The sequence below is a fragment of the Frankia sp. RB5 genome (assembly GCF_059816245.1).
In genome coordinates, this window is sequence record NZ_JCBATA010000018.1 from 82,814 (window position 1) to 106,944 (window position 24,131).

19 protein-coding genes are annotated in these 24,131 nt (G+C 72.2%); 10 read left to right on the plus strand and 9 right to left on the minus strand.

Features of this window, described 5'->3' with window-relative positions; all coding sequences use genetic code 11:
• Window positions 1-109 precede the first annotated feature (109 nt).
• From AC6EXY_RS11970 to AC6EXY_RS11990, 5 genes are all read left to right on the plus strand, one after another.
• The gene (locus tag AC6EXY_RS11970; RefSeq protein WP_101832515.1) at window positions 110-841 is read left to right on the plus strand and encodes a Type 1 glutamine amidotransferase-like domain-containing protein; all 732 of its coding nucleotides are present in this window, start codon (window positions 110-112) and stop codon (window positions 839-841) included.
• A 10-nt stretch (window positions 842-851) separates the two neighbouring features.
• On the plus strand, window positions 852-1,550 hold the full coding sequence (lipB, locus tag AC6EXY_RS11975; RefSeq protein WP_499818696.1) for a lipoyl(octanoyl) transferase LipB: 699 nt from the start codon (window positions 852-854) through the stop codon (window positions 1,548-1,550).
• Window positions 1,547-2,533, plus strand: coding sequence for a lipoyl synthase (gene lipA / locus AC6EXY_RS11980; RefSeq protein ID WP_101832513.1), 987 nt, complete (start codon window positions 1,547-1,549; stop codon window positions 2,531-2,533). The genes lipB and lipA overlap by 4 nt, the downstream gene beginning before the upstream one ends.
• Before the next feature lie 85 nt (window positions 2,534-2,618).
• Complete coding sequence (locus AC6EXY_RS11985) at window positions 2,619-2,897, plus strand: hypothetical protein (RefSeq protein ID WP_101832512.1); 279 nt, start codon at window positions 2,619-2,621, stop codon at window positions 2,895-2,897.
• A 54-nt stretch (window positions 2,898-2,951) separates the two neighbouring features.
• The gene (locus AC6EXY_RS11990) at window positions 2,952-3,707 is read left to right on the plus strand and encodes a DUF4191 domain-containing protein (RefSeq protein WP_101832511.1); all 756 of its coding nucleotides are present in this window, start codon (window positions 2,952-2,954) and stop codon (window positions 3,705-3,707) included.
• 155 nt (window positions 3,708-3,862) lie between these two features.
• On the opposite strand, the gene AC6EXY_RS11995 is transcribed toward AC6EXY_RS11990, so the two are convergent.
• Window positions 3,863-4,345, minus strand: coding sequence for an RDD family protein (locus AC6EXY_RS11995; RefSeq protein ID WP_101832510.1), 483 nt, complete (start codon window positions 4,343-4,345; stop codon window positions 3,863-3,865).
• 182 nt (window positions 4,346-4,527) lie between these two features.
• On the opposite strand from AC6EXY_RS11995, the gene glnA reads away from it, so the two are divergent.
• Together glnA and glnII are read left to right on the plus strand one after the other, a co-directional pair.
• The gene (glnA, locus tag AC6EXY_RS12000; RefSeq protein WP_101832509.1) at window positions 4,528-5,952 is read left to right on the plus strand and encodes a type I glutamate--ammonia ligase; all 1,425 of its coding nucleotides are present in this window, start codon (window positions 4,528-4,530) and stop codon (window positions 5,950-5,952) included.
• A 348-nt stretch (window positions 5,953-6,300) separates the two neighbouring features.
• The gene (gene glnII, locus AC6EXY_RS12005; protein WP_101832508.1) at window positions 6,301-7,365 is read left to right on the plus strand and encodes a glutamine synthetase GlnII; all 1,065 of its coding nucleotides are present in this window, start codon (window positions 6,301-6,303) and stop codon (window positions 7,363-7,365) included.
• 111 nt (window positions 7,366-7,476) lie between these two features.
• Here glnII and AC6EXY_RS12010 read toward each other — a convergent pair whose 3' ends face one another.
• The 3 genes from AC6EXY_RS12010 to AC6EXY_RS12020 form a co-directional block, all read right to left on the minus strand.
• The gene (locus AC6EXY_RS12010; protein ID WP_243407647.1) at window positions 7,477-10,632 is read right to left on the minus strand and encodes a bifunctional [glutamine synthetase] adenylyltransferase/[glutamine synthetase]-adenylyl-L-tyrosine phosphorylase; all 3,156 of its coding nucleotides are present in this window, start codon (window positions 10,630-10,632) and stop codon (window positions 7,477-7,479) included.
• Between the two features lie 37 nt (window positions 10,633-10,669).
• Window positions 10,670-12,028 carry a glutamine synthetase family protein gene (locus AC6EXY_RS12015; RefSeq protein WP_101832506.1) on the minus strand — a complete coding sequence of 453 codons (1,359 nt, stop codon included), beginning with the start codon at window positions 12,026-12,028 and terminating at the stop codon, window positions 10,670-10,672.
• A 349-nt stretch (window positions 12,029-12,377) separates the two neighbouring features.
• Window positions 12,378-12,929 (minus strand): fascin domain-containing protein, encoded by a 552-nt coding sequence (locus AC6EXY_RS12020; protein ID WP_101832505.1) that lies wholly within the window; start codon window positions 12,927-12,929, stop codon window positions 12,378-12,380.
• Window positions 12,930-13,381: 452 nt separating this feature from the next.
• On the opposite strand from AC6EXY_RS12020, the gene AC6EXY_RS12025 reads away from it, so the two are divergent.
• Window positions 13,382-16,261: an AAA family ATPase gene (locus AC6EXY_RS12025; protein WP_499818695.1), complete on the plus strand. Its 2,880-nt coding sequence runs from the start codon at window positions 13,382-13,384 to the stop codon at window positions 16,259-16,261.
• A gap of 51 nt (window positions 16,262-16,312) precedes the next feature.
• Here AC6EXY_RS12025 and thrS read toward each other — a convergent pair whose 3' ends face one another.
• The gene (thrS, locus tag AC6EXY_RS12030) at window positions 16,313-18,289 is read right to left on the minus strand and encodes a threonine--tRNA ligase (protein WP_499818694.1); all 1,977 of its coding nucleotides are present in this window, start codon (window positions 18,287-18,289) and stop codon (window positions 16,313-16,315) included.
• 148 nt (window positions 18,290-18,437) lie between these two features.
• Window positions 18,438-19,418 (minus strand): TetR/AcrR family transcriptional regulator, encoded by a 981-nt coding sequence (locus tag AC6EXY_RS12035; protein ID WP_499818693.1) that lies wholly within the window; start codon window positions 19,416-19,418, stop codon window positions 18,438-18,440.
• Window positions 19,419-19,758: 340 nt separating this feature from the next.
• On the opposite strand from AC6EXY_RS12035, the gene panB reads away from it, so the two are divergent.
• Window positions 19,759-20,667: a 3-methyl-2-oxobutanoate hydroxymethyltransferase gene (panB, locus tag AC6EXY_RS12040; protein ID WP_101832501.1), complete on the plus strand. Its 909-nt coding sequence runs from the start codon at window positions 19,759-19,761 to the stop codon at window positions 20,665-20,667.
• A 144-nt stretch (window positions 20,668-20,811) separates the two neighbouring features.
• Here the strand turns inward: panB and AC6EXY_RS12045 are convergent, their stop codons facing one another.
• Together AC6EXY_RS12045 and npdG are read right to left on the minus strand one after the other, a co-directional pair.
• Entirely contained in the window at window positions 20,812-21,564 is a 753-nt protein-coding gene (locus tag AC6EXY_RS12045) for a helical backbone metal receptor (RefSeq protein ID WP_101832500.1), read from the minus strand.
• A 10-nt stretch (window positions 21,565-21,574) separates the two neighbouring features.
• On the minus strand, window positions 21,575-22,258 hold the full coding sequence (gene npdG / locus AC6EXY_RS12050) for an NADPH-dependent F420 reductase (RefSeq protein ID WP_101832499.1): 684 nt from the start codon (window positions 22,256-22,258) through the stop codon (window positions 21,575-21,577).
• Window positions 22,259-22,711: 453 nt separating this feature from the next.
• Between npdG and AC6EXY_RS12055 the strand changes: the two genes are divergently transcribed.
• Window positions 22,712-22,930: a hypothetical protein gene (locus AC6EXY_RS12055; protein WP_009742848.1), complete on the plus strand. Its 219-nt coding sequence runs from the start codon at window positions 22,712-22,714 to the stop codon at window positions 22,928-22,930.
• Between the two features lie 28 nt (window positions 22,931-22,958).
• Here the strand turns inward: AC6EXY_RS12055 and AC6EXY_RS12060 are convergent, their stop codons facing one another.
• A complete protein-coding gene (locus AC6EXY_RS12060) occupies window positions 22,959-24,101 on the minus strand; it encodes a tyrosine recombinase (protein WP_499818804.1) in 1,143 nt (380 codons plus the stop codon).
• Between the last annotated feature and the right edge of the window lie 30 nt (window positions 24,102-24,131).

Genomic DNA, 24,131 nt, shown 5'->3' on the forward strand with positions numbered 1-24,131 from the left:
AGCGACGCTAGGCTCAAAACGGGTGAGGTTGCATTGGTCTTTCTCCGGTTGTGGATAACTTTTTACGACCCGCCCGGCCGCGTGGCCCGACCGAAGGAGTGATGCGCAGGTGCAGATCCTCGCCACCAGCGGTGGATTCCTTCCCGACGGCCGCTACGGCGCGCGGGTCGGCCCGATCCTGACCCACGCGATCGCCCTGTCGGCCGCCGGCCCGCGTCCCCGCGTCTGCCTGCTGCAGACCGCTCTCGGCGACGACCAGGCCGCCTACGCCCGCGGGTACGCGGCGCTCAACCGGGATCGCCCCGACGTGCGGGTGTCGCACCTGGCCCTGTTCCCGATGCCGAGCGTCGCGGACGTGCGGGCCCACCTGCTGGCCCAGGACGTCGTGTGGGTCGGCGGCGGCAGCGTGGCGAACCTGCTGGCGGTCTGGGCCGCCCACGGCCTCGGCGAGATCATGCGGGAGGCCTGGGAGGCCGGCGTGGTGCTCGGCGGCGTCTCGGCCGGCTCGCTGTGCTGGCATGTCGGCGGCACCACCGACTCGTTCGGCCCGGTTCTGCGCCCGGTGACGAACGGGCTGGGGCTGCTGCCGTTCAGCAACACCCCGCACTACGACTCGGAGGCGGGCCGCCGTCCCCTGTTCCAGCGGCTCGTCGCCGCCGGCACCCTGCCGGCGGGCTGGGCCACGGACGACGGGGTTGGCCTGCACTTCCGCGGCGACGAGCTGGTCGAGGCCGTCGCGGACCGGCCCGGGGCGCGCGCCTGGCGGGTTGAGCGCGGGGCCGACGGCGGCGCCGTGGAGACCGCGATCGTTCCCAGGCTTCTGCCGGGCCGGGAAGCGTAGGCTCTCCGTCGTGGATGTTCTGAGGCTTTCCGTGGTTCCCTACCGCGAGGCGTGGGACATGCAGCGCGCGCTCGCCGAGTCCCGGGTGGACGACGAGGTGGACGACACCCTCATCCTGGTCGAGCATCCCAGCGTCTACACCGCCGGCCGGCGCACGCAGCCCTTCGAGCGGCCCGTCGACGGCACGGAGGTCGTCGACGTCGACCGCGGCGGGCGGATCACCTGGCACGGCCCCGGGCAGCTCGTCGGCTACCCGATCATCAAGCTGCCCCGACCGCTCGACGTGGTCGCCTATGTCCGCGCCCTCGAGGACGCGCTCATCGACGCCTGCGCCGAGCTCGGCCTGCCGACCCGCCGCGTCGACGAGCGCACCGGGGTGTGGACGACGGACGGCCGCCGCAAGGTCGCCGCGATCGGCGTGCGGGTCCGCCGCCAGGTCACCACGCACGGCTTCGCGCTGACCTGCTCGTCGGACCTCGGCGATTTCGGGCGGATCGTGCCCTGCGGCATCGCCGACGCCGGGGTGACGAGCCTGTCCGCCGAGCTCGGTCGCCCGGTCGCCGTCGCCGACGCCCGCCCGGTCGTCGAGCGGCACACCCTCGACGTGCTCGGCCACTATCTCGGCGGGCGCCATCTCGGCGACCGGGTCAGCGCCCGCGTCGAACCGGCGGGCCACGCCCGCGTCGGACGTGTGGTGCTGGCCCGATGACCTCCGTCGTGCCGGAGGGCCGGCCCCTGCTGCGCCTGGAGGTCCGCAACGCGCAGACCCCGATCGAGCGCAAGCCGCCGTGGATCCGCACCCGGCTGCGCACCGGCCCCGAGTACCAGGACGTCAAAAGCCTGGTCCACGGCGCCGGCCTGCACACGGTGTGCGAGGAGGCCGGCTGCCCGAACATCTTCGAGTGCTGGGAGGACCGGGAGGCGACCTTCCTGATCGGCGGCGACGTCTGCACCCGCCGGTGCGACTTCTGCCAGATCGACTCCGGCCGCCCCACCCCGCTCGACCAGGACGAGCCCCGCCGCGTCGCCGAGTCGGTGCGGACGATGGGCCTGCGCTACGCCACCGTCACCGGCGTCGCCCGGGACGACCTGGCCGACGGCGGCGCCTGGCTGTACGCCCAGACGATCCGCGAGATCCACGCGCTGTCCCCCGGCACCGGGGTCGAGGTGCTCATCCCCGACTTCGGCGGCCACGCTGACCAGCTCGACGAGGTCTTCGCCGCCGCGCCCGAGGTCCTCGCCCACAACCTCGAGACGGTTCCGCGCATCTTTCGCCGGATCCGGCCGGCGTTCCGCTACGAGCGCTCGCTCGACGTGCTGCGCCAGGCCCGCGCCGCCGGCCTCGTCACGAAGTCGAACCTGATCCTCGGACTCGGCGAGACCCCCGACGAGGTCCACGAGGCCATGCGGGACCTGCGGGCGGCGGGCTGTGAGCTGCTCACCGTCACCCAGTACCTGCGGCCCACCCCACGTCACCACCCGGTAGAGCGCTGGGTGCGCCCCGAGGAGTTCCTCGACTGGGAGCGCGCGGGCGCCGAGCTCGGCTTCTCCGGCGTCATGTCCGGCCCGCTCGTCCGCTCGTCTTACCGTGCGGGGCGCCTCTACCAGCAGGCTGTCACCGCACGTGACGCAGCTCACGGCGCAATGTCCGATGTCCCCGAAAGTGTGCCCGAGAACTCTCACGGGCAGTGACGGACACGCTGGTGGCCCTCCCCCGGACGGGCTAGGCTTCCCCTCGTAGCGTCACCTGTCGACTCCAGCCACGAGGTGTGCGCCCGTGCTCCGCTCACTGTTCAGTGTCCTTGAAGAGGTGACCCTCCTGGTGCTGCCGCACGGGGGTCAGAAGACCGCCCGGCGCAACGCCTGGAAAGCGGCCGCCAGCCTGCACGTCACGACGAGCTATCGATGGGTCGACCCGGTCCAGATCACCCCGCCCCGACCCACGGCGCCCGCCGCCGCCCAACCGGCCGGCGACGAACCGGTCCGGCTCGCCCGGCGGCGCGGCCGGCGCGGCGGGCCGCGGGCACTGGCCAGCGTCGTCGCCGCGCGAAGCTGAGTCCCCCGGTACCGTCGCTGCTGGAAGAGGTCCCGAGGCCGTAGGCTCGCGGACATGGCACTGAGGAAACAGCCGAGGGACGCTGCACCCGCAGCGGCGAAGAACGGCGCGTCGTCGAACGGCCGCGGCGGCGCCGCGGCGCAGGAGGGCACCGGGTTCCGGGCCCGTCTCGCTCAGCTCTGGCTGGTTTTCAAGATCACTCGCCAGCGTGATCCGCAGGTCCTCTGGATCACCCTCGCGGGTCTGGGCGTTCCCCTGGTGCTCGGTGTCGTGCTCGGCCTGTTCGTCGGACCGCTGTACCTGTGGATCCCGATCGGCGTTCTGCTCGGTGCCGTGATCGCGCTGAACCTGTTCAGCCGCCGGGTCCAGCGCACCGCGTTCGCGGAGATGGAGGGCAAGCCCGGCGCCGCCGCCGGTGTGGTCGAGCGGATGCGCGGCGACTGGCGAATCACCCCCGCGGTGGGCATCAACAGGCATCAGGACGTCGTCCACCGGGTCGTGTCCCGGGCCGGCGTCGTGATCATCGCCGAGGGTCGCGGCCGCGGCCCCCGGGAACTGCTCGCGGCCGAGAAGCGCCGCATCCGCCGGGTTGTCGGCGACACCCCGGTCACCGACATCGTCATCGGCACCGGCGAGGGCGAGACGCCCCTGCCCAAGCTGCAGTCCACGCTGATGCGGATGCGCCGCGTCCTGCCCCGCGGCGAGGTGGACGCGCTGGACCGTCGGCTGCGCGCCATCGGCGGCGCCGCCCTGCCGATCCCCAAGGGCCCGATCCCCCGCAACATCCCCCGCGGCGGCCGCCCGCGCTGAGCGGCCGGCTCGCTCCGTCGAGAGACCATCCATCCAGGTCACGAGACAGTCCATCCGGCCAGGCTGGTCCGCCGTGCGCCCAGCCTGGCCGACCCGCCGACCCGCCGACCCGCGCAGCCGACCGAGGCCGGCCCCCGGCCGTCAGCCCCCGGCCGTCAGCCGCCGGACTGGCCGGAGCGGACGGGGTCGCGCACCATCGCGGTTCCGGCCGCCCGGTCATGCAGGCCGCGCAGGTCCCGGTCCCAGACGACCACGGGGACCAGCAGGGCAAGCAGCAGCGTGCGCACTCCGATCCAGGGCCACGACTGCAACCCGCGATCCCGCACCCGGATCACCCGGATGCCCAGCAGCCGCATTCCGATCGTCTGGCCGGTGGTGCTGACGAGCAGGAACTCCTCGAGCAGGAACACCAGGTAGATCGCCAGCCCGCGGACGTCCGCGGAGTAGCGCACGCCGGCCAGGAACAGCACGCCGACGATCAGGTTCGCCACGACGGCGTCGATCAGGTAGGCGCCGAGCCGCGGGCCGAAGCCCACGACGGATCCCCGGCCGTGCTCCGGAAGGCCCAGCCGGGCCCCGGGCGGCGTGTCACGCGGCAGACCCGGTCCTTCGAGCCAGCCACCTAGTGCTCGTCCCACGACGCAAGCTTATGCGCCACACCAAGCTGCACCCAACAGCTCACCAAGGGTGATAACGTCGGCCGTTGTAACATGACCGAAACGGCTTTGTGATGTCATATGCCTGCCCGGACGTGACGAAAGACACCCCGACATGCCGTGACCCACAGGCCCAGAAGCGTGACGGGAACGCTGGAGGACGAATGTTCACCAAAGCCGAGGACGTGCTCCGCTATATCCGCGACGAAAAAGTTCAGTTCATCGACGTACGGTTCTGCGACCTGCCCGGCATCATGCAGCACTTCACGATTCCGACCCAGGTCTTCGCCGAGTCGGTCTTCACCGACGGGCTGATGTTCGACGGCTCGTCGATCCGCGGCTTCCAGGCCATTCACGAGTCCGACATGCTGCTGCTGCCGGACCCGCAGACCGCGTTCGTGGACCCCTTCCGCGAGCACAAGACCCTCGCCATGACGTTCTTCATCCACGACCCGATCACCAAGGAACAGTACTCGCGCGACCCGCGCAACATCGCCAAGAAGGCCGAGACCTACCTGCGCGGCACCGGCATCGCCGACACCGCGTACTTCGGCCCGGAGGCGGAGTTCTACATCTTCGACGACGTCCGGTACGACTACAACCCGTACGGGTCGCTGCATCAGGTCGACTCGGTCGAGGCCGCGTGGAACACCGCGCGCAAGGAGGAGGGCGGCAACCTCGGCTACAAGCCCAGGTTCAAGGGCGGCTACTTCCCCGTTCCGCCGACCGACCACTTCACCGACCTGCGCTCCGAGATGACCCGGGTGCTCTACGAGACCGGCATCACCGTCGAGATGCAGCACCACGAGGTCGGCACCGCGGGCCAGGCGGAGATCGACATCCGCTACGACACGCTGCTGAAGACCGCCGACAACCTGATGCTCTACAAGTACGTGATCCGCAACGTCGCCCGCGAACGCGGCAAGACCGTCACGTTCATGCCCAAGCCGCTGTTCGAGGACAACGGCTCCGGCATGCACGTGCACTCCAGCCTGTGGAAGGACGGTGAGCCGCTGTTCTACAGCGCCAACGGCTACGGCGGCCTGTCCGACATCGCGCGCTACTACATCGGCGGCCTGCTGCACCACGCGCCGGCCCTGCTCGCGTTCACCAACCCGACGACGAACTCCTACCGCCGGCTCGTTCCCGGCTACGAGGCGCCGGTCAACCTGGTGTACTCGGCGCGTAACCGCTCCGCGTGCTGCCGGATCCCGCTCGGCGGCGACTCGCCGAAGGCGAAGCGGGTCGAGTTCCGGGTCCCTGACCCCAGCTGCAACCCGTATCTGGCGTTCGCGGCCATGCTCATGGCCGGCCTCGACGGAATCCGCAACAAGATCGACCCGCCGGAGCCGATCGACAAGGACCTCTACGAGCTCCCGCCGGACGAACTGGCCGCCGTCCCGCAGGTTCCCGGCTCGCTGGAGAAGGTGCTCGACGCGCTCGAGGCGGACCACGAGTTCCTCCGCGAGGGCGACGTGTTCACCACCGATCTCATCGAAACCTGGCTGGACTACAAGCGGCGTAACGAGGTCGACGCGATCCGGCTGCGCCCGCACCCGTACGAGTTCACCCTCTACTACGACATCTGACCGGGCCGCCGCACGAGGCCGAGGCCCCGTTCCGGCATCATGGGAACGGGGCCTTCGTCGTGCGGTGAGGGGCCTTTCGCACGGGGCCACGGGAGGCTTTCGGAAATGCCCGCGCGCCACTTTGGTACAGCCCGGCCGAGCGCATCCCGATGGTGCCGGCCCGGTGCCGGGACCGCTACCGCCGGCGACCTGCGAGAGACGAAGAATTAACAATCGTGGAACGACTCGGTAACGCGACCCGACAAAGCTCCGACCGAACCCTCCCGTCATCGCGGCCCGGGTCGGCCTCCCCCCGGCCGATCATGAAGTCGCTCCGTACCGTGCAGGACCAACAACGGGGAGTATTGAGTGAGTTATCAGGCCGAGTACATCTGGATCGACGGCACCGAGCCCGAGCCGCTGATGCGCAGCAAGACGCGCATCATCAAGGACGGCAAGGAGCCGGAGATCTGGGGCTTCGACGGCTCGAGCACCAACCAGGCCCCGGGATCGAACTCGGACTGCGTGCTGCGTCCCGTCTACGTCACCCCCGACCCGCTGCGGGGCGGCGACAACATCCTGGTGCTGTGCGAGGTCGAGCTGACCGACTTCACGCCCCACCCGACGAACACCCGGGCGTTCAGCCGCTCGGTCGCCGAGAAGTACGCCGACATGTCGCCGATGTTCGGCATCGAGCAGGAGTACACCTTCTTCAAGGACGGCCGTCCCTACGGCTGGCCCGAGGTCGGCTTCCCTGCCCCGCAGGGCCCGTACTACTGCGGCGTCGGCGGCTCGAAGATGCCGGGTCGCGAGATCGTCGAGAAGCACACCCAGGCGTGCCTCGACGCCGGCCTCGCGATCGAGGGCACCAACGCCGAGGTCATGATGGGCCAGTGGGAGTTCCAGATCGGCGTTGTGCCGGCGCCCGCCATCGGCGACCAGATCTGGCTGGGCCGCTGGCTGCTGCACCGCATCGCCGAGGACTACGGCGTCGAGGTGTCGTTCGCCGCGAAGCCGATCGACGGTGACTGGAACGGCGCCGGCGCGCACACCAACTTCTCCACCAAGCAGACGATGGCCGGCTGGGACGCCATCGTGGCCTGCTGCGAGGCGCTCGGCACCCGGGTCATGGAGCACGTCACCCACTACGGTGTCGGCATCCAGGACCGGCTGACCGGCAAGCACGAGACCGCTCCCTGGAACAAGTTCTCCTGGGGCGCCTCCGACCGCGGCGCGTCGATCCGCATCCCGTGGGCGGTGGAGAAGGCGAAGAAGGGCTGGCTGGAGGACCGTCGTCCGAACGCCAACATGGACCCGTACCTGGTCTCCGCTCTCATGATCGACACCTGCTGCAGCGCGCTGGCCGGCGACAAGCCGACCCTGTTCGTGCCCGAGCAGCAGGGCGCGGCGACCCCGGTCGCCGCGACGGTCTGAGCGACGCCGTAACGGAGCGTACGCCGCGACGTGAGGTGACAGTCCTGGGCCAGCGCTCGCCGAGGCGCGATCTCGGTGAGCGCCGGCCCGCGGCCTGTCCGCCGACGTCCGTCAGCCGAAGCAGGACGTCCGCTCCCGGGTGAACACGTCCTCGACGACCGTCTGGGCGCGCCGCGCCAGCCGCCGGTGCTCGGCGAACAGCTCGTCCGCCTGACCCGCCGGCCAGCCCGCCGCGCGCGCCGTCGCCTCGATCTCCGCCGGCGCCGCCGGTATGACGTCGGCTTGCCGGCGCCCGGCCAGCGCGCCGGCATTGCGGATCCGCGACGACGACAGCCACGCCGCCTGCAGGTCCCCGGCCTCCCCCTCACCCAGCAGACCGGCGACGACCGCCGCCCGCAGGCCGTCCAGCGTCGAGGTGGTGCGCAGCGACGGAAGCTGCCGGGCATGGCGCAGCTGCAGGATCTGCACCGCCCACTCCACGTCGGTCAGCCCGCCCCGGCCGAACTTGAGATGGCGTTCCGGGCTGATCCCGCGGGGCACTCGCTCGACCCGCATCCTTCCGCGCAGTCGCACGATCTCGTCGAGGGCTGCCGCCGGCAGTGCGTAGGGGTAACGCACCGTGTCGGCGAGCCGGCAGAACCGGTAGGCGAGGTCGGGATCGCCGGCCAGCGGCCGGGCCCGCAGCAGCGCCTGCGACTCCCAGTCCTTCGACCATCGCCCGTAGTAGGCGGCGTAGGCGTCGAGGGTGCGCGACACCGGACCGCTGCGCCCCTCCGGCCGCAGCGTCGCGTCCAACCGCAGCGCCGGATCCGGGCCCGGCAGCGCGAGCAGCCGGTGCAGCTCCCCGACCACCTCGCTCGCCGAGCGCTGCGCCTCCTGCGCGCCGTGGCCCGGCCGCGCCTCGTGCACGAACAGCACGTCGGCATCGCTGCCGTAGGAGATCTCCGCACCGCCGAGGCGACCCATCGCGATCACCGAGATGCGTGCCGGCAGCGCGTCCGGGTCATCCCCGCCGGCGACCCGGCGCTGGGCGACGAGCAGGGTCGCGGCGACGGTGGCGTCGGCGGCGTCAGCGAGCGCCCGCCCGACGGCGGCGACGTCGAGCAGTCCGAGCAGGTCGGCGCAGGCGACCCGGACCAGCTCCTCACGGCGCACCGCCCGCGCCCGGCCGACCGCGTCCTCCCAGTCCGGGTTGCGGTGCGCGATCGCCAGCAGGGTACGGGACAGCGACTCGCGCGGCACCGGGACGAGATCGGCCTCGGTGCGCAGCAGCCGCACCGACTCGGGCGCCCGCGTCATCAGGTCCGCCACGTACGGGCTGGTCGCGAGCACCCGGGCGAGCCGATCGGCGGCGCCGGCGGAGTCCCGCAGCAGCCGCAGATACCAGGGCACCCGGCCGAGTGCCTCGCTGACCTGCCGGTAGGCCAGCAGGCCGGCGTCGGGGTCGGGGGCGTCGGCGAACATCGGCAGCAGCGTGGGCAGCAGATGCCGCTGGATCGCCGCGGTGCGACTCACCCCGCTGGTCAGCGCCTGGATGTGCCGCAACGACCGGTCCGGCTCGGCGAAGCCGAGCGCGGCGAGCCAGTGCGCCGCCTCGGCCTGCGACAGCCGGATCTCCTCGGTCGACAGCCGGGCGACCGCCTCCAGCAGCGGCTGGTAGAACAGCCGCTCGTGCAGCGACCGGACGGTCCGCGCGATCCGGGCGCGGGCATCCTCGAACTCGCCGGCGGTGCGCATCCCCATCGACCGGGCGAGCCAGCGCAGCTCCGCCGGTTCGCGCGGCAGGGTGTGCACCCGGCGCAGCTGGAGCAGCTGGAGCCGGTGCTCGGCGCCCCGCAGGAAGCGGTACGCCTCCGCGAGCCCGGCGGCGTCGCGCCGGCCGACATAACCACCGCGGGCGAGGCCGTCGAGCGCGGCGAGGGTGGAGTTCTCCCGCAGCTTCGGATCGGCCCGGCCGTGGACGAGCTGCAGCAGCTGCACCGCGAACTCGACGTCGCGCAGCCCGCCCGGCCCGAGCTTGAGATTGCGCTCCGCCTCGGTCCGCGACAGCGTCGACTCGACCCGCTGGCGCATCGCCCGGACGTCGGCCACGAACCCCGGGCGAGAGGACGCCGTCCACACCAGCGGAGCGACCATCGCGCAGAACTCGGCCCCCAGCGCGAGGTCGCCGGCGATCGGCCGGGCCTTGAGCAGCGCCTGGAACTCCCAGGTCCGCGCCCAGCGGCGGTAGTAGACGCGGTGGCTGTCGAGCGTGCGCACCAGGGCGCCGTCGCGTCCCTCCGGGCGCAGGTTGGGGTCGACCTGGAACAGCGCGCCGGCGGACGTGACGAGCCCGGCGGCCCGCATCAGCCCCTCGGCCAGCCGCGTCCCCACCCACAGCGCCCGCTCCGGTCCCGCGGGACCGCCCGCCGTCGGGGAATCCGTCACTCCGCCCGACCCGGCGACAGCCGGTTCCGCGACGGCAGGCTCGACGACGGCAGGCTCGACGACGAACAGCACGTCCACGTCGCTGACGTAGTTGAGTTCCCGCCCGCCGCACTTGCCCATCCCGATGACGGCGAGGCGCACCGGCGGCAGCGCCGGATCGGTGCCGGCAGGGGTGATGCCAGCGGGGATGACGCCGGCGCGGGCGATGGCGAGCGCCGCGTCGAGCGCGGCACCGGCCAGGTCGGCGAGCTCGGCGGTGGCGTCGTCGAGAGCCACCGCGCCGGTCAGGTCACGGGCGGCGACGACGAGCAGCTCACGTCGGTAGGCGACCCGCAGCAGGTCGAGGGTGGCCGGGCTGTCGTCGACGGCCCGGGGCGCGGGACCGGCCGGATCGGCGCCGACCGCCCGCAGCAACGTCGCCCGCGCGTCGCCCGCGTCCAGCCGGGTGGTGGCCAGCGTGTCCGGGGCCAGCACCGCCCAGTCCGCCGGATGACGGGCCAGGTGATCCCCGAGCGCCCGGCTGGCGCCGAGCACCGCGCACAGCCGGCGCCGCAGACCGTGCTGAGCGACCAGCACGTCGAGTAGTCGCGGACCCTCGGCCGGGCCGAGGGCGTCGACCAGGCGTTCCAGCGCGGCCAGGGCCAGGTCAGGGTCGGCCGCCGCGGCCAGCTCGGCGAGCACGGGATGATCTGTGACGCGTCCCGCGCTCGCCAGCCCGATCCTGCCCAGCGCCGCCGCCGCTCGGTCGACCTCGGTGAAGCCCAGCCGGGCGAGCTGCGCGGACACCGAGCTGCCGCGCGGATGGTCCACCGGCGGCTCGGCGCGCGGACCGCCGTCCATCACGCTCCAGAGGTCGACAGCGCGCATCGCGGCACGCTCACAACACCGGCAGGTACCGGTCGACCTCGAACGGGGTGACCTGCCGCCGGTAGTCCTGCCACTCGGCCCGCTTGTTGCGCAGGAAGAACTCGAACAGCTCGTCACCGAGGGTCTCGCGGACCAGCGTCGAGCGCTCCATCACGGTGATCGCGTCGGCCAGCGAGCCCGGCAGGGCGGTGATGCCGCGCTCGCGGCGCTGCTCGTCGGTGAGCGTCCACACGTCGTCGGTCGACGGCGGCGGCAGCTCGTAACCGTGCTGGACGCCGCGCAGGCCCGCGGCGAGCACCAGCGCGAAGGTGAGGTACGGGTTGCACGCGCTGTCCGGCAGCCGGAACTCGACCCGGGTGGCCTGGGACTTGTGCAGCTTGTAGAGGGGAACTCGGACCAGCGCCGAGCGGTTGTTGTGCCCCCAGCACACGAACGCCGGAGCCTCCAGCAGTTCACCGAGCCGCTGGTCGCCGATGAGGCGCTTGTACGAGTTCACCCACTGGTTGGTGACGGCGGTGATCTCGGCGGCATGCACGAGCAGTCCGGCGATGAACGCCTTCGCGACCTTCGAGAGCTGGTATTCGTCGGTCGGGTCGTGGAAGGCGTTGCGGTCGCCCTCGAACAGGCTCAGGTGCGTGTGCATGCCGGAACCGGCCTGGTCCCCGAACGGTTTCGGCATGAAGGTCGCGTAGATCCCCTGCCGCAGCGCCACCTCCTTCACCACCTGGCGGAACGTCATGATGTTGTCCGCGATGGTGAGGGCGTCCGCGTACCGCAGGTCGATCTCCTGCTGGCCGGGCGCGACCTCGTGGTGGCTGAACTCCACCGAGATGCCGAGCCGCTCCAGCATGCTGATGGCCTGCTGGCGGAAGTCGTGGCTGATGTCGTTCGGTGTGAGGTCGAAATAGCCCGACTCGTCGACCGGCGGCGGCACCGGGCCGCCGCGCTTCGGCGGCTCCTTCAGCAGGAAGAACTCGATCTCGGGATGGGTGTAGAAGGTGAAGCCGGCGTCCGCGGCCCGGGCCAGCGCCCGGCGCAGCACCCAGCGCGAGTCGGCCGCCGCGGGCGCCCCGTCCGGCATGACCAGATCGCAGAACATCCGCGCGGTCAGCGGATGCTCCCCGCGCCACGGCAGCACCTGGAACGTGGACGGATCGGGCCGGGCGAGCATGTCCGCCTCGTGTACCCGGGCGAACCCCTCGATCGCCGACCCGTCGAACCCGATGCCCTCGGCGAGCGCCCCCTCCAGCTCCGCGGGCGCGATCTCCACGGACTTGAGGTAGCCGAGCACGTCGGTGAACCACAGCCGCACGAAGCGGATGTCCCGTTCCTCCAGAGTCCGCAGTACGAACTCCTGCTGTTTGTCCATGACGCCTCCACGCTGAGGTGAGGACTCGACCATACGGGCCGCCCGCCCACGTGGTACCCCTCACCCGACCATAGCGACCCCACCCCACCAACGTGGCCCGATGTCGCCGCCGGCGGCCCACCGACAGCCCACCCGCGACCAGGGAGGCGGAGGTCCTCAGGCGAACGTCCACGACGTGCCCGCGACGACCTCATGCCCGCCCGGTGAGGCCGGGTGGCCACCGACCGCGGGTGGAGGCGTGGAGGCGCAGGGATGACCGAACGACCGAGAGGCCCGGAAACGCGACGCCGGGACGATCCCGGCCCGTTCCCGGGCCTCTCGACGAGCGCAGCCCGCGATCTCCATCAGCTCATGGTTCAAGCCGTCTCGACGACGACTCCGACACACCCCAGATCCGCACGATCTCCCAGGGGCCGACCGAGGACGCTCGCGCGCGCAGCACCCCCTGGTTCTGACCGGAGACGCCCGACTTCTCGACGGAGACGTACCGCTGGGTCGCCTGGGAGAATATCGTGCAGTCCCGGGGAGCAGCTGTTCCAGGACATGAGATGGTGAACTTCTCCCAGGGGCCGATCTCGGTCGCCCGGGCGCGAAGCGATCGATAGTACTCCCCGGTCAGGTTCTTCTCCGCCGAGACATACCTGTTGTTCGCGACCGACGCGATCGTTTCGTAGCCGTCGTAGAAGCAGATGTTGAACTTCTCCCACGGTCCGACGGCGCCCGCGCGGGCGCGAAGAAGGTTCTGGCGGTCGCCCGTCCCGCCGATCTCGGTCGAGACGTACAGGGTTCCAGTACTGAATGTTGCCTCGATGGTGGCCTGGGAGCAGACCGCCGCCTCGGCCTTCGCCGGATTCAGCAACAAGAGGGCGGCGAGTACCGACAAGGCACCCAGTGCCGCCATGAAGCGTCTTGACCTCACAGCTCGAATTCCTTTCCTCGGAGAGGACGATGTCCTGACCGCTGGGCGGTCACGAACAAGCGGCGCGCGTGGTTCGAGTCCGGGGCCCGCGTACGGCCGCGAGTGGAGCGCCGTGACTCAGCCTGTCGACGCCGGTCTGGTCGATCAACGGTTTCCCGGTTGCCCGGTGCCCCGGGAAACCCCACCGGAGGGGCAACCCCCGAGCGGGCCGAGTCGCCGGACAGGCCGTCCCGATCCGCCGCCCTGTCCGCATCACGACAGTGCCGTTCTACGACCATCCAGTCCCTGGCGGGACATGACTCGACAGAATCGGTGTCACACATACCTGATCAGTGGTCATCTGGTGACGCATACACCGTCTGGGCGACGTCGCGGTTCATGGGCGGATCCGGCTGGCGCGGCGCACCGTCTCCCGGCGGAGGATGCCGGACACCATGACGCAGCAGCAGAACGCGGACGCCGGGGCCCAGCTGCGGCGGCTGCGCACCGAGCGCGGGGTCTCGCTCGCCGCGATGGCGCGGATGACGCATTACAGCAAGGGATACCTCAGTAAGATCGAGAACGGCGAGAAGCCGCTCACGCCAGGTGTCGCCCGCCAGTGTGACCAGGCGTTGCGGACCGGCGGCACGCTGGTCGGCCTGCTGGCGCAGGGCTCGGTGCAACCGGCAACGGAGCCCGCCGCCGCCGGCTCATACCACCGGGCCGGTGAGCGCGGCGGGTTCGAGCTCCCGGCCGAGGGCACTCCCGAGACGGCGGCATGCGTCGGGCGGGACCCGGAACTGGCCAGCCTGTCCGCGGCCGCGACCGCCGCGCTCACAAACGGCCTGCGGGTGCTGTGGGTGACGGGCGAGGCCGGCGGCGGCAAGACGACGTTCGCCCGGGCCGGCGCGCGGATCCTGGCGAAGTGGGGATGGCAGGTGGCCTGGGGGCGCTGCCCCGAGGTCGACGGGGCCCCGCCGGCATGGGCGTGGGCGCAGGTGGCGGGCACGCTGCTGGGTCTGACCGCGTCCGCGGCGGATGGGGCCGGCACCGCCGCGGCGGCGTCCGACGGCGGTCCGCTCGCCGCGCTCACGCGTCACCACGCCCAGGGGCCGGACGCCGTGCCCGAGGCCCTGTTCTGGGCGGCTCGCGCGGTCGGCGACCTGGTGGCCCGATCCATCGAGCGGTGCCCACAGCTGGTCGTCCTCGACGACCTCCACCGGGACCGCGGCGAGGTGCTGCAGCTACTGCGCTACCTGCACGCCGAGCTCATCGGACGTCCGGTCCTCGTCCTCGCGATCTACCGCGCGACGGAGATCACCGCCGAGTTGCGGGCCACGCAGGGGGCGCTGGCCGGTTCCCGCAGTGACCTGGTCGAGCTGCCCGGGCTCTCGCCCGCCGACGTGGCCACCGTGCTGGAACGCACCAGTGGAAGCGAGGTCGGCGGGGACGTCGCCGAGTCGATCGCCGTCCGCACCGGCGGCAACCCGCTGTTCGTGTCCGAGCTTGGCCGCCTCATCCGGGCCGACGGCATCGAAGCGGCCACCCGGACGGTCCCCGCCGGCGTCCGCCAGGTGCTTCGGGCTCGGCTGGCCGGCTTGACGCCCGGGACCAGAACGGTGCTGAGCTCGGTGGCGATCCTGGGTCTGGATGCCGATGTCGGTGTGCTGGCGGAGCTCGGACCGACCGCGGTGCCAGCGGTGATCGACGCCGTGGAGGCCGCGCTCCGGTCGGGCCTGGTGTACGAGCCGGGCCCCGGTCAGGTCCGGTTCACCCACGCGATGGTCCGCGACGTGCTTTACGAGGAGATCTCGCTGGCGCGGCGGGTCCACCTGCACGGCCGGGCGGCCGAGGTGCTTCACCGTGCTGGCGCCGACACTGCCACGCTGGCACATCACGCTCTCGCCGCGGCCACCCCCTCGACCGCCCGCGCGGCGGCCATCCTCGCGGGGCGGGCCGCCCGGGTCGCGGCGTCGCTGGCCGCCTATCAGGAAGCCTCTGCCCTGCTGGCGCGTGCCCTGTCCGTCCTCGAGCTCACCAGTGGCGCCCCAGGGACGACCAACCAGGCGCTTCACCTCGACCTGCTCCGCTCCCTGGTGTCCGCGCAGGCGCACGCCGGCAATGTGATCGCGGCGAGGGTCACCCGGCTGCGCGCGGTCGAGGCGGCGCGGGCAGCCGCCGACCCGCGTGAGATCGCACGCGCCTACGCGGCCTTCGACGCCCCGGCGCTGTGGACGGCGCACGCCTACCAGCAGGTGGATGCGGCGCTGGTCGCGGGCCTGGAGCGGGCGCTGGCCGGACCAGCAGGGCAGGACGACCGCCTGCGCTGCCACCTGCTGACCACCCTGGCGTTCGAGGTCGACGCGAGCGATCCGGACCGTACCCAGCTGGCCAGCTCACAGGCCACCGCCATCGCCCGCCGGCTGGACGACCCGATGGTGCTGTGCCGCGCGCTGAACGCCTGTTACATCGCGACCACCCTTGATCCGGACGGGGGTGCCGACCTCGAGGCTGTCGGCCGCGAGCAGCTCGCCACCGCGACCGCGGCGGGGCTGACCGGCTACCAGGCCCAGGGCCACCAGATTCTGTTCATGGCCGCCCTCGACCGCCATGAACTCGAACGAGCGCAGTGGCACGTCGACCGAGCCGTGGAGCATGCGACGAGCGGTCAGCTCGAGCTGGCCCTGGGCATCCTGGCGATGTACGAGGCTCTGCGGGCGCTGATCGCGGGCAGGTTCGACGAGGCGGACCATGCCTACGCTCGGATCTCGGCCGCGCTGCGGGCCGTCGGCGACCCGAACTCCCACACCTTCGACCTGCTGGTGCGCTTCTGCGTCGAGCATGCGCGCGGCGGATCCGGGTCGGCGGCCCGGATGAGCACGCTCGCCGACGAGGCCCGGCCGGTCTACGACCAGCTGGGCCAGGCCATCGCCGAGCCCTACACGCGCCTGTTGATCGGAGCCGGCCGCCTCGCCGAGGCCCGTGCCTGCTGGACCCCCCAGATCCCCGTACGACGGGACTACTACTGGCTGTTGTGGATGGTCTTCCGGGCCGAGAACGCGGTCCTGCTCGGCGTCCGCAACGTGGCCGCCGCCTGCTACGACAGCCTGACCGGCTACGCCGGTCACCTTCCCGAGCTCGTGCACGGGCATGTCGCCGTCGGCCCCGTCGATCACACACTCGGCCAGCTGGCGGCGTTCTGTGGCTGGCCGTCCAGCGCGGTGAACCACTTCCAGCGGGCGGTCGCGGTCGCCACGCGGTTGGGCGCCCCGCACTGGGCAGCCCGCAGCCGGCACGCACTGGTTCGGTTGACGGCCGGCGCCACGGCGCTGTGAACCCTGCGGGCGGCGTCCAGTCAGGACCGTTGTCGGACCTGCAGGCGGCGGTCAGACCTGCAGGCGGCGGTCGACGGCGTCAAGGATCTCGGTAACGGCGTCGTCGACGGGGACGCCGTTGCGCTGGGAGCCGTCGCGGAAGCGGAAGGAGACCGCGCCCTTGGCCACGTCGTCGTCGCCGGCCAGCAGCATGAAGGGGACCTTCTGCTTCTGCGCGGTGCGGATCTTCTTCTGCATCCGGTCGTCGGAGGCGTCGACCTCCACCCGGATGCCGCGGGCGGCCAGGCGCGCCGCGATGTCGTCCAGGTAAGGGACGTGCTCGTCGGTGATCGGGATGCCGACGACCTGCACGGGGGCGAGCCACGGCGGCAGGGCGCCGGCGTAGTGCTCCAGCAGGATCGCGAGGAAGCGCTCGATCGTCCCGAACAGCGCCCGGTGGATCATGAACGGGCGCTGACGGGTGCCGTCGGCGGCCTGGTACTCCAGGTCGAAGCGCTGCGGCAGCTGGAAGTCGACCTGGATGGTGGACAGCTGCCAGGTGCGGCCGATCGCGTCACGGGCCTGCACGGAGATCTTCGGGCCGTAGAACGCGCCGCCGCCCGGGTCCATGACGAGCTCGAGGTCCTGCTTCTGCGCGGCCTCACGTAGCAGGTCGGTCGCCTCGGCCCATTCCTCGTCGGTGCCGACGGCCTTGCCCTCGGGACGAGTCGACAGCTCCAGGTAGAAGTCGTCGAGGCCGTAGTCGCGCAGCAGGCCGAGAACGAAGGTCAGTGTGCTGTCGAGCTCGGTGGGCAGCTGTTCGCGGGTACAGAACAGATGGGCGTCGTCCTGGGTGAGCCCGCGCACCCGGGTCAGGCCGTGCACCACGCCGGACTTCTCATACCGGTAGACGGTGCCGAACTCGAACAGCCGCAGTGGCAGTTCCCGGTACGACCGGCCGCGCGACCGGTAGATCAGGATGTGCATCGGGCAGTTCATCGGCTTGAGGTAGTAGTCGGTGCCGCCGTCGAGCTGCATGGGCGGGTACATGCCGTCGGCGAACCAGTCGAGGTGCCCGGAGATCTCGTACAGATCCGACTTGGTGATGTGCGGGGTGTTCACGAACGAATACCCCGCCTCGATGTGCCGGCGGCGGGAATAGTCCTCCATGGCGGTGCGAATGGCGCCGCCCTTGGGGTGGAACACCGACAGACCCGGGCCGATCTCGGTCGGGAACGAGAACAGGTCGAGCTCGGCGCCGAGGCGGCGGTGGTCGCGCCGCTCGGCCTCCGCCAGGCGGGTCTGATAGTCCTTGAGCGCCTCGCGCGACTCCCAGGCGGTGCCGTAGATGCGCTGCAGCTGCGGGTTCTTCTCGCTCCCCCGCCAGTAGGCGGCGGCCGAGCGCAGCACGGCGAACGCCGGGATGGACCGGGTGCTCGGCACGTGCGGGCCGCGACAGAGGTCCTTCCAGCACTGCTCGCCGGTCTTCGCGTCGAGGTTGTCGTAGATGGTCAGCTCACCGCCGCCGACCTCGACACTGGCCTCCGCGTCGTCACCGGCGCTCGACTTCAGCCCGATGAGCTCGAGCTTGTACGGCTCGTCGGCGAGCTCGGCGCGCGCCTGCTCGTCGGTGACGACCCGACGGGAGAAACGCTGCCCGGCCTTGATGATGGCCTGGGCCTTCTTCTCGATGGCCTTCAGGTCGTCCGGGGTGAACGGGGTCTCGACGTCGAAGTCGTAGTAGAAGCCGTTCTCGATCGGCGGGCCGATGCCGAGCTTCGCCGCCGGGAACAGCTCCTGTACCGCCTGCGCGACGACGTGCGCGGCGGAGTGGCGCACGATCGCGCGGCCGGCCGGCGAGTCGACGGCGATCGGCTCGACGACGGCGCCGTCGACCAGGACGTGTGCGAGATCACGCTGCTGGTCGTCGACGAGAGCGGCGATGACGGCACGGTCCTCGGCGAACAGTTCGGCGGCCGTCGTCCCGGTCGGCACCACCCGCGACTCACTGCGCTGGTCATGCTGGACGGTAACGCGGACGTCGGACACCGAGAGTCTCCTGTATGCGGTAGGACGCGTGCGCGGGGTTCGCCCCGCGGGTGGCGTGTCGCCAGCCGGCGGGCGGCCCCACGGCGGGCCTTCCTGGCCCGACCGCGATGCTACTCGTGCCCGCGCGCGACTCCCATCGGATTTGTACTCAGGGTGACGAGCCCGCGGCGTCCCGGCCGTTGTCGGACGAGAGACCCGCGCCGCTCTGCCCGCCCACCGGGTAGGGATCGCCCACCCGGTACAACCCGCCGACCGGGTAGGGGCCACCGACGGTGTACGGCCCGCCCACCCGGTACGCGACACCGGCTCTCCCGGCACCGTCGACCGTGCCGTCCGCGCGCGGCCCGCCCTCGCCTGGGCCGTCCTCCCCGAAACCGCCCTCGCCCGCGCCGCCATCCGTGACCGGACCGTCCTCGCCCGGATCGCCATCCTGACGGTCGCCCTCCGGCGGGTCGCCCGCACCGCCGCGGGCGGCGCCGTCACGGGCGCGGATGCCGTCGAGAAGCACGTCGACGATCCGGCCGATGCGGGTGCCACTCACCTCCCGGTCGCCGCTCATGTACTGCCGGTAGACGACCGGGCCGACGAGCATGTCCACGACGAGGTCGACGTCGACGTCGGCGGCGAGCTCCCCGCTGGCGACGGCGCGCCGCAGCAGCTCGGCCGCGTGCCGGCGGGTCGGCTCCACTACCCGCTGGGAGTAGGCGGCGAACAGCTCCGGGTGGGCGGACCGCTCGGCGGCCAGCTTCGGCATGATCAGCCCGGCCAGCGTCTGGATGTTGCGCCGGCGCAGCGCGTTGAGCCAGGCCACCAGGTCGTCGCGCAGCGAGCCGGTCTCCACCGCCTCGACGTCGTCGGCCAGCGTGTCCAGCGCGTCGGCGATGAGGGCGTCCTTCGTCGGCCAGCGCCGGTAGACCGTCGCCTTGCCGACCCCGGCGCTGGCCGCCACGGCCTCCATCGACAGCCGGGTGAACCCGGCCGTGGCCAGCTCCCGCAGCGCCGCGTCGAGGATCGCCTCGTCACAGCGGGGATCGCGGGGCCGCCCGGGCGCCCGCGATCCGCGCACGCCGGACGGCGCGCGATCCGACGGCCGGCGCGGCTGCGGCGGGTGCGCGTCCTGGAGCGTCATGGAACGCGCCGCCCGCTCGCCCTGACCGTCCCGTCGCCATGCCGGTGCATCCGCATGGATTGGCCACCCGCCACCTGTTCGCGCCGCACGTTCCTGTCGCATTTCAAGATCAGCATACGTGCCTCCGGCCGCAGACGCATCCGTTGTCGATGGCAGCGGGAGTGTCGTGCCCCGTGGTTGCCCAGGTGGGGCGATCGGGTCGCCCCGGGGAGGGGTCCATCCGCCAGGTCGCGCGGCCGCAGCGGGCCCACGGCGCGGCCCGGCATGGGTGGCGCCACGGTGGCAGCATGGACAGCACGCCGGGACGCCCAGCGCCCGGACGGACCCCTCAGGAGTGCTCATGACGTCGTCAGGCACCAACTCCCCCGAGACATCGGCCCCATCCCACCCGACGGCTCCCGCGGACGCGGCGGCGACGCTGTACGGCGCGCCGGCCGAACCCCGCCAGCCGCGCCGCTCGCGATTCACCGTCCGTGACGTCGCCGCCGCGAAGAGCCGGGGTGAGAAGTGGGCGATGCTCACCGCCTACGACTTCACCACCGCCTCGGTGTTCGACGACGCCGAGATCCCCGTCCTGTTGGTCGGCGACTCGGCCGCCAATGTCGTCTACGGCTACGACACCACCGTGCCGGTCACGGTCGACGAACTGATCCCGCTGGTCCGCGCGGTGGTGCGCGGCGCGCCGCACGCGATGGTCGTCGCCGACCTGCCCTTCGGCTCCTACCAGGCCGGGCCCGTCCAGGCTCTGGAGACGGCCACCCGCTTCCTCAAGGAGGCTGGCGCGCACGCGGTGAAGCTGGAGGGCGGCGCGCGGGTCGCCCCCGCGGTCGAGGCGCTGACCGGCGCGGGTATCCCGGTCATCGGGCATCTGGGCCTGACCCCGCAGAGCATCCACACGCTGGGCGGCTACCGGGTCCAGGGACGTGACGAGGCCGGCGAGGTGCTTCTCGCCGACGCGCGGGCGATCGAGGCGGCGGGAGCGTTCGCCGTCGTGCTCGAGGTGGTGCCGGCGGATCTCGCCGCCCGGGTCACCAAGGAACTGCGCATCGCCACGGTCGGGATCGGCGCCGGCGTGGACTGCGATGCCCAGGTGCTGGTCTGGCAGGACATGGCCGGGCTCAGCGGCGGTCGCACGCCCCGCTTCGTGCGCCGCTTCGCCGACCTGCGCACCGCCCTCGGTACCGCGGCTCGCGCCTACCGCGACGAGGTGCGCGACGGCCACTACCCGACGGTCGAGCACAGCTACTGACTCGAGCTCGGCGACTGATCGGATGACCGGCTGACCCCTCGGGCCACGAAGGCCACGAAGGCCACGAAGGCCACGAAGGCCACGAAGGCCACGAAGGCCACGAGGGGCCAGCCCGAGCATCCGGCACGGCCGTGCCGGCCGATCTCACACCTGGGCCAGCGCCGCCGCCAACTGCCCCCGGGCCGTCACCAGCGACGGTCCGTACCAGGTCAGCAGGCGCCCGCTGACGCACACCGCCGGCGCGTGGAACGCCTCCGGCCCGTCATCCGGGCCGAAGGCGTACGGCTCGTCGGGCAGCACCACCAGGTCGTGCGGCGCGACATCCGCCGGGTCGAAGCGCGGATAGCGCGCGGGCGAGTCGGCGAGCACGTTGTCCACGCCGAGGCGGCGCAGCACGTCGCCGGTGAACGTGTCCCGGCCGACGGCCATCCACGGGCGGCGCCAGATCGGCACCAGGGCACGCCGCCGCGGGCCGGGAGGTGCCGCCGAGGCCCACACGGCCTGGGCCTCGTCCAGCCAGCGGGGCCGCGGGCGGCGGCAGGCCAGCCGGAGCATCCGGTCCAGGCTGGTGAGCGCCTGGGGGACGGTCACGGGGGCGGTCACCCACACCGCGAGCCCCGCGGCGCGCAGGGCGTCGAGGTCGGCCGCCCGGTTCTCCTCGGCGTTCGCGCACACCACGTCGGGCTCGAGCGCGACGATCGCGTCGAGGTCCGGGTTCTTGGTGCCGCCCACCCGGGCGAGGGCGAGGTCCGGCGGGTGGGTGCACCAGCGGGTGGCGCCCACGAGCAGCCCGGGGGCGGTCGCCTCGACCGACTCGGTCAGGCTGGGCACAAGCGAGACGACCCGTTCCACCCGTGCGGGGACCGCCACGAGCAGCCCCAGGTCGTCCCGTGACATGCCGTACCGGTCACACGTCGGTGACACGTAGCCCGGCGTGCGCCTTGTACCGGCGGTTGATCGAGATCAGGTTGGCGGTCAACGCCTCGACCTGGCCGGCGTTGCGCAGCTTGCCGGCGTAGATGCCGCGCATGCCGGGAATCCGCTCGGCCAGCGCCGCGACCAGGTCGGTGGCGGCCCGGTCGTCGCCGAGCACGAGCACGTCGGTGTCGATGGTCTCGACCGACTCGTCGGCCAGCAGTACCGCCGAGACGTGGTGGAAGGCGGCCACGACCGTGCTGTCCGTCAGGACCGCCGCGGCCTGCTGGGCGGCGCTGCCCTCGGGTACCTGCAGGCCGAACGCGCCGCCCTTGTCGAAGCCCATGGGGTTCACGCAGTCGATGACGATCTTCCCGGCCAGGGGGGCGCGCAGCGCCTCGAGGGTCTCCCGGTGGCCCTCCCACGGCACGGCGACGATGATCACGTCGGCGCGCTCCGCGACCGTGGCGTTGTCGGCGCCCTCGATGCGTCTGCCGGGCCCGGCGAGCTTGGCGGCGGCCTCCTGGCCACGCTCGGTGGACCGGGAACCGATCAGCACGAGATGCCCGGCTGCCGCCAGGCGCAGGCCGAGCCCTCCCCCCTGCGGCCCGGAACCACCGAGGATGCCAATCGTCAGGGCGGGGACGTCCGGCGGGACGTGCTGTGTCGCGGTCACCCCGTCATCCTGCCCGACCCGACGCCATGGCGCCCGATCCGGTGACCGCGCGTACATCTGACCTCATACGGGGCCCGGACGGTGGGAGCCGGGCTGTTCACCCTCTGGCGTGACGACCCACCATGCACCTACCCCCTCGCGGACAGCCGAGGGCAATGAGGGACTATGCATGAACAACGGGACAGCTACGTGTCCGACTGATCCACCTCCGGCCGGGCACGCCTCCGACCGGGTCGGCGGGATCCCACACACGTCGCTACCGGCAGAGGAGCAGCGCACGTGACAGACAGCTACAGCCCATGGGCAGCGACCATAGGTGAGCGATCGAGTACGTCCAGCGAGACCTCGGGTGCGTCCGGCAACCCCGGCCGTGCATTGGTCGCAGATGGGCCGTACCGTTCGGTTTCACACGCATCGAGCAGATCTTCCGAGTCAGGCGAGAGAGGTCGAGCAATGGCGGACGTATCGGTTCGCTTCGCGATGACGAACGACAGCGAAGTGGTGCTGAACCTGTCGCTGCCGCAGGCGCTGCGCCTGATGGAGGCGATCGCCCGCAAGGTGGGCGAGACACTGGCCGAGCGCAGCACGCAGGCAGTCGGCGGAGTCGGCGGAGTGCCGACGTCGGCGCCGTCCAACGGCATGCCGAGCCTCGGGCCGTACACACCGTCCTGAGCGGACCCGCCGGCGGTCGCCGCCGGCTTCAGCGCAGAGGGAATGACTCCGTCAGGCGGGTATGGTCCCCGCTCGCTGCCCGGGCGCCGGGGATCCAGCCGCCGCCCGGTGTCGGCGCCGCGGGTGGCCGCGCGGTGAGCGCGCGCGGGTGTGACGTCGCATACACCTCCCGCAGGCGGTCGACGGTCACCAGCGTGTAGATCTGGGTCGTGCTCACGGACGCGTGGCCCAGCAGCTCCTGGACCACCCGAACGTCCGCCCCGCCATCGAGCAGGTGAGTGGCGAACGAGTGCCGCAGCACGTGCGGCGACACCCCCTCGACGCCGGCCGCGGCGGCGGCCGTGCGCAGCACCGTCCAGGCGCTCTGCCGGGACAACCGGTTGCCGCGGCGCGACAGGAAGACCGCCGCCCCCGAGCGGGGCCCCGCGAGCGCCGGCCGACCGGCCCGCAGGTAGTCCGTGATCGCCTCGACCGCGCAGCGGCCCAGTGGGACGACCCGGTCCCGCCCGCCCTTGCCGTGCAGGCGGACGGCGGCGCCGTCCAGATCCAGGTCGTCCACGTCGAGCCCGACGGCCTCGGAGATGCGCGCCCCGGTGCCGTAGAGCAGCTCCAGCAGCGCACTGGCCCGCAGCCGGCGCGCGACCTCCGTCACGTCCGCCTCCGCCGAGGCCACCGGCCCGGCGATCGCCGCCGCCAGCACGGCGCCGACCTGGTCGACGGTGAGCGCCTTCGGCAGCCTGCGCGGCGGCGCGGGCGGGCGCACCGGCCGCGACACGTCCTCGCTGACGTCACCCTCGTCGGCGGCGAAGCGGTGCAGCGAGCGCACCGCCACGAGCATGCGCGCCACCGAGGCCGCGGCCAGCGGCTGGTGCGTGTCGTCACCCGAACGCAGCGCCGCGGCGAAACCGGCAACCTCCGCCTCGCCCACCGCGTCCAACGAGCACAGGCCGTGCGCCGACAGATGGTCGAGGTAGCGGCGAAGATCCCGACGGTAGGCGAGGACCGAGTTGTGGGCGAGTCCGCGTTCGCCCTCGAGGTGATGGAGATAGCGAGCGACGACGTTCGCCGGCGGGCACGGGGTGTCCGCCGGCCCGGCCGGCTCGCCGTCCGCTCCCCCGTCGCCGGAGGAGCGCATCCGGAAGGCCTCGCCGCCGCCGGTCACTTCCATCATCAAACGAATAGTAGGACCTGCCCACCGTTG